The sequence below is a fragment of the Rhodovulum visakhapatnamense genome (assembly GCF_004365965.1).
Classification (GTDB): Bacteria; Pseudomonadota; Alphaproteobacteria; order Rhodobacterales; family Rhodobacteraceae; genus Rhodovulum; species Rhodovulum visakhapatnamense.
Window position 1 is genome coordinate 1 of sequence record NZ_SOEB01000038.1, and the last position, 15,894, is coordinate 15,894.

Annotated in this window: 12 protein-coding genes and 2 pseudogenes; 8 read left to right on the forward strand and 6 right to left on the reverse strand. The window is 64.4% G+C overall.

Annotated features, from left to right (window positions below; translation table 11 throughout):
* Window positions 1-82 (forward strand): annotated as a pseudogene (locus tag EV657_RS19940) (IS5/IS1182 family transposase); the annotation flags it as partial.
* Between the two features lie 19 nt (window positions 83-101).
* On the opposite strand, the gene EV657_RS19945 reads toward EV657_RS19940, so the two are convergent.
* Genes EV657_RS19945 through EV657_RS19955 form a run of 3 tightly spaced genes read right to left on the reverse strand, consistent with a single transcriptional unit; the run spans window position 102 to window position 3,371 of the window.
* Entirely contained in the window at window positions 102-893 is a 792-nt protein-coding gene (locus EV657_RS19945) for a CpsD/CapB family tyrosine-protein kinase (protein WP_134079534.1), read from the reverse strand.
* Between the two features lie 28 nt (window positions 894-921).
* A complete protein-coding gene (locus tag EV657_RS19950; protein WP_134079536.1) occupies window positions 922-2,493 on the reverse strand; it encodes a GumC family protein in 1,572 nt (523 codons plus the stop codon).
* Complete coding sequence (locus EV657_RS19955) at window positions 2,490-3,371, reverse strand: ExeA family protein (RefSeq protein WP_134079538.1); 882 nt, start codon at window positions 3,369-3,371, stop codon at window positions 2,490-2,492. The genes EV657_RS19950 and EV657_RS19955 overlap by 4 nt, the downstream gene beginning before the upstream one ends.
* A 488-nt stretch (window positions 3,372-3,859) precedes the next feature.
* Between EV657_RS19955 and EV657_RS19960 the strand changes: the two genes are divergently transcribed.
* The 7 genes from EV657_RS19960 (at window position 3,860) to EV657_RS19990 (ending at window position 12,737) form a co-directional block, all read left to right on the forward strand.
* A complete protein-coding gene (locus EV657_RS19960) occupies window positions 3,860-4,555 on the forward strand; it encodes a sugar transferase (RefSeq protein WP_134079540.1) in 696 nt (231 codons plus the stop codon).
* 126 nt (window positions 4,556-4,681) lie between these two features.
* Window positions 4,682-7,141: a tetratricopeptide repeat protein gene (locus EV657_RS19965; RefSeq protein ID WP_134079542.1), complete on the forward strand. Its 2,460-nt coding sequence runs from the start codon at window positions 4,682-4,684 to the stop codon at window positions 7,139-7,141.
* A 145-nt stretch (window positions 7,142-7,286) separates the two neighbouring features.
* Window positions 7,287-7,898, forward strand: a complete 612-nt coding sequence (locus tag EV657_RS19970) for a polysaccharide biosynthesis/export family protein (RefSeq protein ID WP_134079543.1) — start codon at window positions 7,287-7,289, stop codon at window positions 7,896-7,898.
* A 41-nt stretch (window positions 7,899-7,939) separates the two neighbouring features.
* Entirely contained in the window at window positions 7,940-9,241 is a 1,302-nt protein-coding gene (locus EV657_RS19975) for a hypothetical protein (protein WP_134079545.1), read from the forward strand.
* On the forward strand, window positions 9,229-9,873 hold the full coding sequence (locus EV657_RS19980) for a rhomboid family intramembrane serine protease (RefSeq protein ID WP_134079547.1): 645 nt from the start codon (window positions 9,229-9,231) through the stop codon (window positions 9,871-9,873). Before EV657_RS19975 ends, EV657_RS19980 begins: the two co-directional genes overlap by 13 nt.
* An 81-nt stretch (window positions 9,874-9,954) precedes the next feature.
* Window positions 9,955-11,361, forward strand: a complete 1,407-nt coding sequence (locus tag EV657_RS19985; protein ID WP_134079548.1) for a phosphohexomutase domain-containing protein — start codon at window positions 9,955-9,957, stop codon at window positions 11,359-11,361.
* Window positions 11,362-11,567: 206 nt separating this feature from the next.
* The gene (locus EV657_RS19990) at window positions 11,568-12,737 is read left to right on the forward strand and encodes an ArnT family glycosyltransferase (protein WP_134079550.1); all 1,170 of its coding nucleotides are present in this window, start codon (window positions 11,568-11,570) and stop codon (window positions 12,735-12,737) included.
* Here EV657_RS19990 and EV657_RS19995 read toward each other — a convergent pair.
* The 3 genes and pseudogenes from EV657_RS19995 to EV657_RS20005 all read right to left on the reverse strand — a co-directional run.
* Window positions 12,712-14,142 (reverse strand): UbiA family prenyltransferase, encoded by a 1,431-nt coding sequence (locus EV657_RS19995; protein WP_134079552.1) that lies wholly within the window; start codon window positions 14,140-14,142, stop codon window positions 12,712-12,714. The genes EV657_RS19990 and EV657_RS19995 overlap by 26 nt on opposite strands.
* A gap of 230 nt (window positions 14,143-14,372) precedes the next feature.
* Window positions 14,373-14,564 (reverse strand): annotated as a pseudogene (locus tag EV657_RS22815) (IS21 family transposase); the annotation flags it as partial.
* Between the two features lie 393 nt (window positions 14,565-14,957).
* Window positions 14,958-15,894, reverse strand: a 937-nt coding sequence (locus EV657_RS20005) for a glycosyltransferase family 4 protein (protein ID WP_134079555.1), incomplete at its 5' end; no start/stop codon positions are given.

Below are 15,894 nucleotides of genomic sequence, written 5' to 3' on the forward strand. Positions count from 1 at the left end.
CATCGCAACCCGCTACGACAGATGCGCGAAGACCTTCCTCTCCGCTATCGCCCTCGCCGCAACCGTCATCTTCTGGCTTTGAGGATTAATGAGTCGGGAGCCTAGACACCGATACGGCAGGCGTTCAGGACGGCGCCCAGCACGTTGGTGTGTTCGCCGATTTCGCGTTCGCAGATGTCGAACTGGCCAAAGCGGGTGTGTTCCGCGCGCGCCACGATCAGGGCGCAGTCGACATTCTTCAGGAAGGCCCGGGTGTCGTCATTCACCAGCACCGAGGGCAGGTCGAAGATCATCACGTCAGGCTTGTAGGTGGCCTCGATCTCGTCCAGGGCCTCGGCGGTTTCCTCGGAGAGCAGCAGCCGCGTCGGGTCGAGTTCGTGTCGCGTGGCCATGGAAATGGCGAGGTTGCTGCCGTGGCGCACCGCATGCTTGCTGAACGGAACCGCACCCGTCAGGACATCGCCTATCCCGTAAGCCGGCTCGACCTGCAGGAACTCGTGGACCGAGGGATCGCGCAGGTCGAGATCGAACAGCATCGAGCGCAGGTCGTTCTGCCGCCCGAGCCCCAGCGCAAGATTGCAGGCGACCGTCGTCTTGCCCGATTTCGGCATCGGCGATGTGATGGCCAGCCGCTTCCAGCCATTCTGGCGCATCTGCAGCAGGGCCTTGGTGCGCAGGATGTCGAACGGTGTCGCCTCGGCCCCGGCCTCCTGGGTGACGATGAGATGCTGGGCGAGGGCTTCCCCCCCGAGTGTGATCGGGGTGAGCGCCTCCCAGGCCCCCATGGCGTCCGGAGACGGGGTGGTCTTGAGCTGTGTGCGGGAGGAAACCGTGGTCGACCTCACGGCCCGTGTCTGCCGGGCCTTGTCGAGCGCTGCCTGTAGCTTTTCCATGATACGGTTTTGCTCTCTCTGCCCGGATCTAACGATGCATGATCCAGTAAAGGCCTGCCGGCCTGTCGGGGCCCTGGCCTGGATGATCGGAACTGTCCTGTCCGGAACCGCCCAATGGCATGCCGAAGCCCGCCAGAAGAACGACGCAGGCTGCGGTGGCACCCCGGCGCGTGCGGCGGCGCCTCGGCCGCTGCGGCGGTTCGAGATAGGGGATCGTGGTCAACGGCGTGATGTTGAATCTGCCGGTCAGTTCGGATGGTGTGCGGATCGTCCGGTTGATCAGTTCCAGCAGAACGAAATAGGCGCCCGCCAGGCCGATACCTGCGCCGACGCCAAGCGCCGCGACCTTCTTGCGGCTGGGTCCACTGGGCAGTTGGGGCACGCTGGCATTCTCGATCACCGTGATCCGCTGACCCTTGGCCGAGGCCTCGACGCGTTCGCTCATCCGCGCCTCGTTGAGATTGGCAACGGCGGCGTTGTAGCGGGTCTGCGTGATTTCGTAGTCGCGCTCCAGGGCGGCGAGCTGGATGCCGTTGGAGGCGCTCTTGCCGATCAGGGCCTGCAGATCGGCAAGTTCCGCATTCGTTGAACTGATATCGTCCTGCAGGGATTTCAGCCGGCTGTCGAGCTGGGACAGGGTGGCGTCGAGCAGGGCCTGCTCTGGCGAGGTGGCAGTGGGGTTCTCACCGGCCGTTCCGGCCGGATCTTGTTCGGCTACCGTCTTTTCCAGCCGGTCCACCACCGCTTGCAGGCTGGTCACGCGGGGGCTCGTCTCGGAATAGATGGCTCTTGCCTTGTCCAGTTCGGCCTTGGCGGCGGCCAGCCGCTGTTCCTCCGGGCTCATGTTGCGGACCGCCCCGCCGTCCGGCCGCACGGTCCCGGTCGCCTCGAAGATGCGGACGATGTCGTTGCGCTGATCCTGCCCGGCCTTCAGATCCCGTTCGAGACGGGAAAGACGCTCCTGCAACAGGTTCTGGCGGCCCAGGCGGTAGCTCTGATCTTCCGGCAGGGCATCGGCATTCTCGGATTTGAAGGTCGCGATGGCCGTGCTTTGCCGGTCGAGATCCTGTCCGAGCCTCTGGGCTTCCTGATCGAAGAACTGCAACGTGTTCTCGGCCCGGGATTTCCGGAATTCCGAGTTCTCTTCCAGCACCAGCGTGACATATTCGTTGACCACATTGGCGGCGATCTGGGGCGATTCCGAAGAGAACGAGATCATCATCAGGGTCGCCTGGTCGCGGCCGGCCGAGCGATGCACACGGGTGGCGCTGCGCATCGCGCTCACGACCTCGTCTGGTTCCATCTCGCGCAGGTTCGGGAACACGTTGAAGCGGTTGGCGATATCGATCATGTTCGCCCGGGTCAGCAGCTTCTGCTCGATGATGTCGAGTTGTTCCTCCGCATCGGTCTGAACCGTCGACGTGACCATCCTGTCGGGGATCTGTGCAGCTTCCACGAGCAGCCGGGCCGACGTCGCATAGGTCTCGGGCAGCTTGAACGCGGCGACCACCCCCGCCACCGAACAGGCAATCAAAAGGACCGCCATGACCGGCAGGCGCCGCAGGAGAAGCCGCCAGTAGAGGGTCAGGTCGAACGTCATTCCGCTGCCTTTCCGAAGGGTTTGATCGCCCCGGACAGCAGAAGCGGATCGCGGAAGGGCTTGAGGATCAGCCCATCCTGGATCAGTTCCTTGATCGTGTCTTCGCCGACCTGCCGCGTTCCCGCGCTTGAGGCGTAGACCAGCGCAAGGTCGCACAGCTTGTTCACCATGCGCGGGATGCCCTCGGCCTCTTCATGGATGTGGCGAATCGCGGTGGGGGTGAATTCCTCGCCGCTGCCGCCTGCATGCTGCAGCCGGTGGACGATATAGTCCCGGGTCGTCGCCAGGGTCATCGGTTCCAGATGGTAGACCGCGCTGACCCGTTGTGCGAACTGGCGCAGTTCCGGCTGGCGGATCAGGGTGCTGAGTTCGGGCTGTCCGACAAGCAGGATCTGCAGCAACTCGTCCTTGCCGGAGTTGATGTTGGTCAGCATCCGGAGTTCTTCCAGGGTCTCGGCCCCGAGGTTCTGCGCCTCGTCGACGATCAGGATCACATAGCGTCCGGCGGCATATTCCTCCAGCACGAAGCTCTGGAACTGCTGGAACATCGAGACATAGTCGGCGCCCGTCGGCACCGAGATATCGAACGCATAGAGGATCCAGCGCAGCAGATCGCCGCGGCCGCCCTGGGCATTCGAGATCAGCCCGATGGTCAGGTCCTCGTCGAGCTGGCGCAGAAGGGCCAGGATCAGGGTGGTCTTGCCGGTGCCGACCTCGCCCGTGACAACGGTCAGGGGCGCACGGGAGACGATCCCGAACTCGAGAACGGTGAAGGCACGGCTATGGGCCTTTGACCAGAACAGGAAGTCCGGATCCGGCGGCAACGCGAAGGGCCGTTCGCGGAAGCCGAAATGGGCATTGTAGAGGGACCCGCTCATTTCTTGCTCATGCTGTCTATGCTTCCCGGCGGTTTGCGGCCCTGGCCTTCCCTGCGCGGACCGCGTCCTGCCGTAGAGTGCAGGGGCCGCAACAGCAAGGCACTATTGTGTGCGGATTCTAGCGTCTTCGCCGGTAGGTGCCTAGCCAGCGGCGATGTGAGTCGCGATATTGCCCCAACAATGCCCCATTAAGTTTCCATCGTCCTTACAGTACAAGGTGTCGCAGCGTACTGTGGACGAACCGATGCTGCGCCGCCGCAACCGGAGCGTGTAATTCGGGCGGCGGGCGGGCATCAGGAGGGCTTTGGGGCGGAAATTTGGCAAAAAACCGGACCCGACGGGCTTCGAGGCTTTGATTAAAATTATCCCGGATGGTACCACAGAAGGCGGGGATGCCAGATGGTCCATATCTGGCGTGGTTGCGGTGCTGGGACGCCGTTTCGAAGACTTGTTTTTCTGGAAGGGCCGGCTTCAGCCGGTAGATTATCATGACTTTATATTTGACAGGCTTCAACGCGGATTCGGAGGCTCAACCTGTTTCCAGAGCGCTTCCGAGCCGTCATCCGCGGCGCGGATGGGGCGCCTACCGGAATATTTTCAAGCGTGTTCTCGATCTCGTCCTCGTCATGCTGTCCGCTCCGTTCAGTCTGACGCTTGTGGCGATCTTGGCCTTCCTTGTTGCGCTTGACGGCCACAATCCGTTCTACACGCAGCAGCGCGTGGGCCGGAACGGCCGCTATTTCAGGATCTGGAAGCTGCGGACCATGGTCCCCGATGCCGATCAGATTCTGGAAAGCTATCTGGCCCGGCATCCGGAGGCCCGGAAAGAGTGGGACCGCGACCAGAAGCTGAGACACGACCCCCGGATCACGCGGGTGGGGCGGGTTCTGCGCAAGCTTTCGCTCGATGAGGTGCCGCAGCTTCTGAACGTCTTCAACGGGACCATGTCTCTTGTCGGTCCCCGGCCGATGATGATCGCGCAGCAACTGTTCTATTGCGGCGAGGCCTATTACCGGCTGCGCCCGGGGATCACCGGCCCCTGGCAGGTTTCGGATCGCAACGAGTGCGAGTTCGTCGGCCGCGTCGCCTATGACGAGCGCTACGACGAGGATCTGTCCCTTGCGACGGACCTGCGGGTGCTGTTCCGGACCGTTTCCGTCGTGATCCGCGGCACGGGCTGCTGAACCCGGGCCGCGGTCTTCCGGCCATCGGCTGTGGATCGCGACTTCTTTGCCGGTTAGAGTGAGGCGGGCCCTTGGGCCCGCTTTCGGATTCCTTACGCCAATTTCCTGACCAGAGGTCTTAGACTCGTGCCAGCTCCGCTTCGTCTCTTCGCAACGGCCTTTCTTCTGAGCACCGCCCTCACGCTTTCCGGCTGCAAGTCGGACGAGGAGAAGGCCGATGAGCATTACCAGAATGCGCTGACCCTGATCCAGCAGGGAGATCCCGACCGCGCCATCGTCGAGTTGCGCAACATCTTCCGGTTCGACGGCAGCCACAAGGACGGCCGCCGGACGCTTGCAGAGCTGATGCGGCAGCGCGGCAACCTTCAGGAAGCCTACAGTCAGTATCTGCGTCTGGCCGAACAGTATCCCGACGATCTCGAGACCCGGATCGCCCTGATGCAGATCGCGTTTAGCGTCAACAACTGGGACGAGATGGAGCGGCACGGCAGCAAGGCGGCCGAACTGGCGCCGGACAGACCCGAGGTCAAGGCCTTCGAAATCGCCAGGGCCTACCGGGATGCGATCCGGGGCAGCGATGACGATGCCCGGCGGGCCGCTGCGGCCAAGGCACGGACGCTTCTGCAGGATCAGCCCGAAGACTTCATGCTGCGCAGTACCGTGATCGACAGCGACCTGCGCGACAAGGACCTGAACGGCGCTCTCTCCGGGATCGACTGGCTGCTTGCGCATGGCAATACCGACATGCGCACCTATCAGATGCGCCTGGGGATTCTGGCCGAACTGGGCGACATGGATGCGGTCGAGACGCAATTGCGCGAACTGGTCGCCAAGTTCCCCGATGACAAGAACAGCAAGGCGGCGCTTCTCAGGTTCTATCTGTCCCAGAAGAAGCCGGATCAGGCCGAGGCCTTCCTGCGCGAACTGGCGGCGGCATCGGCTCTGGACGATCCGGGGCCGACGATCGATCTGATCCGCTTCCTGTCCGAAACCGGCAAGTCCGACGAAGCCAGGGCCGTGATCGACAAGGCCATCGCGGAGCGGCCCGATCCGGCGCCCTTCCGGATGATCGGGGCCGGGCTCGATTTCGAGGCCGGGCAGCGGGAAGAGGCGATTGCCACGCTGGAATCCGTTCTGGACGGGGCTGAGCCTTCGGACCAGACGCGCAACGTGAAGGTGGCGCTGGCCAGGATGCTGCTGGCAACCGGCAACGAGGTCGGCGCGCGCAAGCGCGTCGAGGAGGTTCTGGCGGAGGATGCCACCAATCCGGAAGCCCTGAAGATGCAGGCCGCCTGGCAGATCCAGGCCGACGATACCGATACGGCGATCTCCGGTCTGCGGGTCGTTCTCGATCATCAGCCCGAGGACGCTCAGGCGATGACCCTGATGGCCGAGGCCTATATCAGGTCGGGCCGCCCGGAACTGGCGAACGACTATCTCGCCCAGGCGGTCGATGCCTCGAAGAACGCTCCGGCCGAAACGCTTCGCTATGTGCGTGTCCTGATCGGTGACGGCAAGCTGCAGCTGGCCGAGGATCTTCTGATCAAGGCGCTGCGGCTGGCCCCGTCGAACCGGGATATTCTGATCAGCCTCGGCAAACTCTACCTGCAGATGGAGGATTATCCGCGCGCCCAGCATGTCGCCGATACGCTGCGGCGGCTGGGGGACGACACCTCGGTTCAGGCCGCGAACCAGATCGAGGTGGAACGTGTGAACCGCCAGAGCGGCACCGAGGACGCAATGACCCTGCTCGAGGGGATTGCGGGGGATGCCGAGGCCAGCCTTGCCTCCAAGATCGCCCTCGTCCAGGCCCAGATCCGGACCGGCGATCTGGACGCGGCCCTGCAGAGGGCCAAGGATCTCAAGGCGGAAAACCCGGACAACCGCGCGCTCGACGTGGTTCTGGCCACGGCCTATGCGGTTCATGGCGATCTCGATGCCGCCGAGGAAATCTACCGGACTCTTCTGGCCTCCGACCCGGCCGTCCCGGGGGTGTCGCTGCAGCTTTCGAACCTGCAGATGCGCAAGGGCGATGCCGCTGGCGCCCGGCAGACGATCGAGGAGGGGCTCGAGGCGACTCCGGCTGATCCCAGGTTGCTCTGGGCCAAGGCGTCCTTCCTGGAACGCGACGGCGATATCGGGGGCGCGATCAAGGTCTATGAGGACCTATATGCGCGCAATTCGTCCTCGCTGATCGTGGCCAACAACCTGGCAAGCCTTCTGGCCTCCTACAATGACGATCAGGACAGCCTCGATCGTGCCTGGACCATCGCGCGCCGGTTCCGCGACACCGATGTTCCGGCGATGCAGGACACCTATGGCTGGATCGCGCAGCGCCGCGGTGACAGCAAAGAAGCCCTGCCTTATCTCGAAGCCGCGGCGAAGGCGCTGCCGAACGATCCGCTGGTGCAGTACCATCTGGGCAAGACCTACATGGCCTTGAGCCAACCCGAGGCGGCCCTTGCCAGCTTCCGCAAGGCGGTGGAGATCGCAGGGCCCGGCGATCAGAGAAGCCAGATCGAGGAGGCCCGCCAGGCGATCCTGACGCTGGAGAACGGGGCCTCTGCGCCCGCTGCCGAAAACTGAGCGGCCGGAGCAGGAGCGCCCGCTGCCGGACTGTGTCGCGGGCACGTCAGCGGGCGAAAGATCTGTGCAGGATGTGAATCCGCGCTTTTACTTGGCGTGCCCAGCCCTCAAGGATTGGGAAAAATCAGGCAGGAAAGCGGAAACCATGTTGTCTTTTATTCGTCTCCTGGCCGCGCTGGTTCTGACCATCGCGGCAACGGCTGCGCCGGCACAGCAGGAATACACGGTCCGCCCCGGCGACGTCCTGTCCATCGAGGTCCTGGAGGACAGTTCGCTCAACCGGTCGATTTCCGTTCTGCCCGACGGACGGTTCAGCTTTCCCTTCGCGGGATCTGTCACCGCCGCCGGCAAGACGGTGTCCCAGATCCAGGCCAGTCTCACCGATGCGATCCGGTCGAATTTCTCGGTGCCGCCGAATGTCTTCGTGTCGGTGCAGCCGGGATCTCCGGCGGCCTATGCCTCGGAAAGCTCGGTGCAGGCCATCGACATCTACTTCCTGGGAGAGGTCAACAAGCCCGGCCTCATCGCGGCCGCCCGCGGGACGACCTTTCTGCAGGCGCTGGCGCAAAGCGGCGGCCTGACCCCCTTCGCGGCGACGAAGCGGATTCAGCTGCGCCGGACAGACCCCAGGACCCATGCCCAGAAAGTCTATGAAATCAACTACAAGGCGCTGAGCCGCGGGGCCACGCTGTCGCGGGATATCCAGCTTCTGGACGGTGATGTGATCCTCGTTCCGGAGCGGCGCCTGTTCGAGTAACCGCGATGGCTTTGCCGCGGATACACCAGGTGACGGCAGGGATGGCCGCAGCGGGCCTGTGCCTGCTCGGGCCTGTGCCAGCCCTGACCCAGGGAACCGATGGCGGCCGACTGGCGGAACTGCGGTTTTCGCAGCAGCTCGAGCGCGACGATGGCGTATCCAGCACGACCACGGGTCTGGGCGTTTCGCTGGCAAGCCGCACACGCAGTTCGCATCTCGAGTTTTCCGCCGATGGCGGGCTGGAACACGATTTCAACGACAGCTCGCCCTCATCGGTTCAGGATCCGCGCGTGATCCTGTCCTACGGCCGCGAGTCGCGGTCGAGTGCGCTGGATCTCTCCTTCAGCTACCGGGAGGATGATGTCGATTCGGACTTCACCGAAGAGGATCTTGACGGCAGGGTTCTGAATTTCGGAGACGGGACCCGCAGATCGATGTCGACGGATTTGTCCCTCGTCACCGGCCGCGATGCCGTATTCGGCACCAGTCTCGACCTTGGCTATGACAGTCTCACCTATTCCGGAACGAATGACCCCAGCCTGATCGACGAAGAGACGCGCCGCGCCGCGCTGGCGCTGCGCTTCCAGCTCGATCCGCAGCTGTCGACGGAGTTGCGGGCAACCTTCCGGGACCGGGACCGGGCCGATCAGGGCACGGATACCCGGTACGAATCCTTCGGGGTGTCGGCGGATTACGCCATCAGCGAGGCCCTTTCGACCTCGCTTTATGTCGGCCATTCCCGGACCACCGAAGACGGCATCACCGGCGAGAGCACCGAGAAAGGGTTCACCTACGACCTGTCCGTCATCCTCGATCGGCCGAACGGCACCCTGACCGGCAGCCTGTCCTCCGATATCGACGAGGCCGGCCAGCGCACGACGGCCCGGCTGACCCGCAGCATGGACCTGCCCACCGGTGCCCTGACCGCGGGCGCGGGGCTCAGCAGCAGCCAGGGGGACAGCCTGCGTCCGCTGGTGAGCCTGGCCTATTCGAAAGACCTGCCGCGCGGATCTCTGGGCGCTTCGGCCGAACAGGCCTTCACCACAGATTCGGATGGCGACGAAGTCCTGAACAGCCGGTTCAGCCTGTCCTACCGCCATTCCCTGACGCCTCTGTCCAGTTTCCAGGCCGGCCTGGGGTTGAGCCAGACCGATTACATTTCGGCGGACAGCGAAGACGGCGACAGGCTTTGGCTTGACCTGTCCTACCGTCACAATCTGGCCGCCGACTGGGATATCGTCAGCGGATACAGTCACAGCCTGTCCAAGAAGGGCGATGCGGACCGGGAATATTCCAACAAGGTCTACATCAGCCTGGAAAAGAGCATTCAATGGCGGTTCTGAGCCGGGGCAACCTGATGCTTTGGGGCCTGATCGCCTGCTGCACGTCGATCGAGCTTGTGCTGAGCCTGTCCGATGCGGGGGTGCTCTTTCCGGCCAGGCTGCGCAGCCTGGCCTATGATTACGGCGGCTTCTGGCCGGGGCTTCTGGGAAGCTGGCAGCCGAACTATCCCGCGCAGCCCTATCTGATGTTCTTCACCTACGGGTTCCTGCATGGCGGCCTCGCGCATCTTGCGGTGAACATGGTCACGCTCTGGTCGCTGGGACGCGCGGTGTTGCGGCGGGTCGGGGCCATGGGGCTTGCGCTGCTTTACGGCGGCTCGATCCTGGGGGGGGCTGCGGGCTTTGCCGCGCTGGCACCGGATCTGCGGCCCATGGTGGGGGCCTCGGGGGCGCTGTTCGGGCTGATCGGCGGACTGCTCGCCTGGATCTATGTGGACCGCTACACCTATCGCGAGGGGCTCTGGCCGGTGGTCCGGGCGGTCGTGTTGCTGGCGGTTCTGAACGTGGTGCTGTGGTGGGCGATGGATGAACAGCTGGCCTGGCAGACCCATCTGGGCGGGTTCGTGGCCGGGTGGGTCCTGGCGCTTCTGATCGATCCGCGTCCTGGAGACGCAGAGGACGATCCGGCCTGAAGCCCCGGGCGGGCAGGGCCGGTTGACAGCTTCCCCGCTTCGGGGCCTGAATGCACACGATCTTGGCAAGGCAGGTCAGGCATGGCCCCAAAATTCGGAACGAGCGGCCTGCGGGGCCTGGTGGACGACCTGACCCCCGGTCTGGTCGGCGGCTATACCGCGGCCTTTCTGGCAAGCTGTCCCACGGGCGGGCGCGTCTTCGTCGGACGCGACCTGCGGGCGTCGTCTCCGCGGATCGCCGGCGATGTCATCGCGGCGGTGCGGGCCGCGGGGCTCGAGGCGGTCGATTGCGGGATCGTGCCGACGCCCGCGCTGGCCATGGCGGCAATGGCCGGCGGGGCAGGGGCGGTGATGGTCACCGGCAGCCACATTCCCGCTGACCGGAACGGGCTGAAATTCTACGTGCCGGGCGGCGAGATCTCGAAGGCGGACGAGGCCGCGATTTCGGCCGCCTTCAGGCCGGACTGGCACGCCCCGGCCGCACCTGCCGGCGGGCCCACGCACACGGCGCCGGGGACCGGCCACGCCTATGCCGCACGTTATGTCCGGGCCTTCGGGCCGGAGGCGCTGAAGGGCCTCGGGATCGGGGTCTACCAGCATTCCTCGGCCGCGCGCGAGGTGATGGCCGAGGTGGTCCGCGGCCTGGGAGGCGATCCGGTGCCGCTGGCCTGGTCGGAGAGCTTCATCCCGGTCGATACCGAAGCCGTCGATGCCGCCACCCGCGAGATGCTGGCCGGATGGTGCGCCACGCATGGTCTGGATGCCGTGATCTCGACCGATGGCGATGCCGACCGCCCGATGCTGACCGATGCCGGCGGCCGGGTGGTGCCGGGGGACATCCTCGGGGTCATCACCGCCCGGGCGCTCGGCGCGCGCGTGGTCTGTACGCCGGTTTCGTCGAACACGATGGTCTCGCTCGTTCCGGAATTCGAGCGCGTGGCCCTCACCCGGATCGGCTCGCCCTTCGTGATTGCCGCGATGGAAGAGGTTCTGGCTGCAGGTCCCGGCGCCCGTGTCGTTGGGTTCGAGGCCAATGGCGGCTTTCTTCTGGGCTTCGAGGCGTCCGGGCCCGCAGGCGCGTTGCCGCCGTTGATGACCCGGGATTCCCTGTTGCCGATGGTGGCGGTCCTGACGGCCGCCAGGACGCAGCCGGGGGGCGTTGCGGGGCTGCTGGAGACGCTGCCTGCCCGGCGCACTGCGGCGGACCGTCTGCAGGGCGTGGAAACCGGGCGCGCGGCGGCGCTTCTGGACAGGCTTGCGGCCGATGGGGCGGCGCGCGCGGCCTTCTTCGCCCCGGCCGGGACCGAAACCGGGTGCGATCTGACCGACGGGCTGCGGGTCAGCTTCGACAGCGGCGAGATCGTCCATCTGCGCCCGTCGGGCAATGCGCCCGAGTTCCGCGTTTATGCCGAAGCCGACGGGGCCGGGCGGGCAGAGGCCTTGCTGGGGGTGTTCCTGGACCGGGTGGCCATGGCGCTTGCCGGATGAAAGGGCGGGGCCGGTCACGTTGATGTTTTTCGGCCCGGCTGCTACGATCGAACCCGAAGCGCATCATTTCAAAGCAGTTTTCCAAATTGATACATATACTCAGGTTTGTTTCGGGCCGGGAAAGGCAGCTTGCCTGGCTGATCGCGGCCCTCACGGTTGCCGTCTGCTGGATCGTCATCTTCAAGGATGGCGGTCGGGTGAAATCCATGGACGAACCCGATTTTCTGGCCATCGCCAGGAACCTGGCCTTCGAGGGTGTCTTCGCCCGCGAGGACGGCACGGTGACAGCCTATCGGGCGCCAGGGCTTGTATTCTTCTTCGCCCCCTTCGTGCGGCTGGGCGCCGGGTTGATGGAACTGCGGCTGATCAATGCCGCTACAGCCGGGCTGGGGCTGGTCGTCCTGTTCGATCTGGTTCGGCGGCATGGCGGCCCATTGGCGGGGCTTCTGGCGGTGGCTCTGGTCCCGGCATGGCCGGTGATGATCTATGCCGCGACGACCATCTATCCGCAGACATTGCAGGCGGTCCTGCTGGTTCTGACGGTCTGGTGTCTGGACCGGGCCACCCGCAGCCCCGGAGTGCTGCCCGCGCTCCTGGCCGGGCTGGCCTGTGGCGCCGCGATCCTGACCGCCCCGATCGTCCTGCTGGTCTTTCCGATCCTGGCGGGCTGGCTGCTCTGGCGGTCGGCCCGCCGGTGGTCCCATACGATTCTGTTCTGTCTCGTCTCCGGCCTGTTGGTCTCGTCATGGACGGCGCGCAACTACGTTGTATTCGACGCCTTCATTCCTGTCGCGACGAGTTCAGGGCTGAACCTGCTGGTCGGCAATTCCCCGGAGACCCGCCCCGATACGGCCCTAGAGATCCGCTTTCCCGAGTATGTCTATACCGAGATCACCGGCAAGGACGAGGTCGAGCGCAACCGGATCCTGACCCGGGCCGCGGTTCGGGAAATGACCGGCGACCCAGCCCGGACGATCCGGCTTTATTTCGGCAAGTTCCTGCACTGGTTCGATTATTCCAACAAGCTCGTCTCGGATGATGTGGTGGAGGGGGGCGCCTCCGCGATCAAGGCGGATCTGCGCGATATGATTCTGTTCGGAGCCTACATGATCATCGTCCTGCCGCTGCTTGCGCATCTGATCCTGATCCGGCGCTACCCGTTCAAACCGGTCGAGATCCTGTTTCTGGCGCTCTGGATCGGGGCCGGGCTTGCCTATGCGATCTTCTTTACCCGTGTCCGGTTTCGCCTGCCCTTCGACTGGTTCGTGATCGCAAGCAACGGCATCTTCCTCGCTGCCGTGATCGAGGGCTGGGCAACGCGGCGCGGCCTGTCCGTGCGGGGGGCGGCGTTCAGAACACGAGAGCCGCAGCGATGAAGCCCAAGATCAGCAGCAGGCAGATGCGGCTGATCCTGTCCTTGGCGGCATAGACGACAGGGTCGTCATGCATCTGGCCGCGATGGGCCAGAAGCACCGTGCGCGAGATCCAGTAGAGCAGAACGCAGCAGATGCCCCAGAGCGCCTCGGGCTGGCCATAGGCTGCAACCGTGGCCGGTGCGTTCACGTAGAGCGCCGACACCAGTACCGAGACATATCCCGAGGCCAGAGCCATCATCGTGATGACCGGAAGGTCTTCTGTCGTATAGCCGCGCCCCGAGGCCGTCAGCTTGCCGCGCTGCGCCATGTCGACCAGTTCGGCCTGGCGCTTGACGGCCGCCAGCGCGAAGAAGAGGAAAATCGAAAAGGCTAGGATCCAGACCGACAGGGGCAGCCCCGCCGCGGCCCCTCCGGCGATGATCCGAACCGTGTAAAGTCCGGCCAGAACGCAGATATCCACCACCGCACGCCGCTTCAGCCACATCGAATAGGCCGTGGTCAGCCCGTAATAGCCCAGCATCACCAGCAGGAACGTCCCGCCGAGCGCGGCGGCGATCCCGAAGCCCCCCAGCAGCAGCCCTCCTGCCATCCAGGTGCCATGGGCGATCGGGATGCGGCCGGACGCGAAGGGCCGACGACGCTTGCGCGGGTGCTGACGGTCCGCCGCAAGGTCGAGCAGGTCGTTGATCACATAGACGCTGGACGCGATCAGGCAGAACGAAACGAACCCCAGGGTCGATGCCGCCAGCTCGGGTCCGGCCAGGGCGTGGGCCGCCAGGACCGGCAGAAAGACCAGGGTGTTCTTCAGCCATTGATGCGGCCGCAATGCCTTGAGGTGGTCCTGCAGCCGGGGCGGCTCGGCTGTCATGTGCTCGATCTGCGGATTGACCTTCTCGGCCGCGGCGCGAAGGGCCGGCGGCGCGTTTACGGTGATGGCCCGGCGGGCATGGGGCCAGACCTCGAGATCGGCGGCGGAATCGCCCATGTAATCGTACTGCCCCGCCCCGTAGCGGCCGTTCAGGAAGGCGGCTTTCCGGTGACCTTTCAGGTTGGTCTGCCCATCGGAGCCATGGATCTCGTCGAACAGGCCGAGATGTGCGCCGATGCGTTCGGCCAAGTCCTGATCCGTGGCCGTGACCAGAACCACACGGCCGCCCTGGGCACGATGCGTGCGCAGGCGGTCCAGAACCGCTTCTGAATAGGGGAGGGAGGTCACGTCGATCTGCGCGCGGTCTGCCAGATAACGCTTCATGCGGGCGCGCCCCTGCCGGAGCGCCAGAACCGCCCCCGGCAGCGTTCGCCAATTCGCCGAGAGGGCCGACCAGAAGCTTTCGAACAACGCATCGCTGCGCATCAGGGTACCGTCCAGATCGACGGCGAGGACGGGGCACTGATTTTCGGACATAGGAGACGCGATCAAAATAAAATTTCGGAGAAACCTTTACCGCCAAACAGGTTCTCCCGCATGGGGAAGGACCGAAAATCTGCTAGGTGTTGCCTTTTGGCAGGCTGCTGACAAACTCTCTCAGGCGGCGAGTTTCGTCCTGCTCGTCGCGCCCCAGCCTGATCAGAATCTAATAGCGCGGCGAGAGCGCTTTCGAATGAGGTGCTCAGGTACCGCATCGAAGGCCGCGAATGGCAGCGCATCACCGTCTCCAGCGTCTGGTTGGGACAGAACCGCCCCCAGAGCCAACGGCTGTGGCCCAGCACCATGCTGAACAGCCAGACCTTGCGGATGACGCCGGGCTCCGAGGTGAATTCAACCTGGACCTCGGCAAAATCCACCTGCGCCTGCTGCCGGGCAGGCGTCTCGAAGCGCCGCTCGAACTGGCACGAGGCGGCGCGGATCAGCCTCAGATACTCCGTCAGCGTCGAATAGGCCCCTCGAAGCCCATTGCTTGCCTTGATCTCGCGGTGCAGCCCCGGCCAGGTGGCCAGCCTGTCGACCAGGCAGTTGTGGTAATCTTCCGCCAGCCGCTCTTCCGGCTCGCGCGGCCCGTAGACCTGAGCCTCGAGCCCGTGATCAAGGTATTTCCTCACCGTCTTGCGGTCGAGCCCGGTCTGCAGCGCGATCGCGCTGACGTCGAGGCCTTGCCCTCCGGACCATCGGCAACAGCGCCAAACTAGGGAGATTACATCCAGCACTCACAACAACGCCCCCATAAGGCTTCCTTCCATCCCAACGAACGGATTGCACCATCAAACCGTGGGATCAAACACCTAGATAAAGATTCCTCTCTCGGACAAGAAACGGCGCAATGACCCCGAAATCTGGTCAGGGTGGATTGCAGCACCGAAGGCGCGGCAGCTCTCCGCTAGATTGCGGTATGTTTCCGGTATCATGTCCCGAGCGACGCGCAGCGCGGTGGTCAGGCCTTCGGGATCCTCGGGGTTATAGATCAGCGGTAGACATTCTTCGGGGACAGCCTCGCGCATTCCGCCAAGGTCGGGCGCGATGACCGGGACGCCGAAGCCCATCGAAAGCGCGGCGGCCCCAGAGGTCAGGCTTTCGGTGTAGGGCAGGACGAGAAAATGAGCATTCGCGAAAAGCTCAGGCACCGCCTCGTCCGGGATGAAGCCAAGCTGTAGATCAAGATGCAGGTTCCTACGATAGGTCTCCTCTGGCAGCATCACGCCGCCGCCCATCTGCCCGGCAATCGTCAGGGCCTCGAAGCTGCCGGGGGCCAGCGTATCGAGTGCATTGCCGAGGCCTTGATAATCCTTGTAGGGTTTGAGGTGGCCGAAACACAGAAGACGCCGGCGGGGTGCCAGATCGGCCACGGCATCCCCTGATACAGCATCAGGATAGAGCGGTGCGTAACTCGGATGCCGGACAACCAAGACGCGCGCGGCGTCTACACCGAAATTCTGGACGATGAGCGCCTTCGCCGCCTCGGAATGGACGTGGACGAAGTCGGCCATATCGCGCAACTGGGCACGAATGTCGCGAATACGGTTCTGCTCGGAATCGTTGAGATGAAGCCCTTCATCATGAACCGTCCAGACCAGCTTGCCGTCCTTGGCTGCCCAGCGCCGGAGGCTGCCAATGTAGCTGCGATAGCGGGGTCTGTTGCCGGAGGGGGCAGAATAGTACGCTAAGGCGGTTTGATCATCTTTTGGGCCATCTGTATTCGCCAGTGAGCAGGATGTGGGCCCA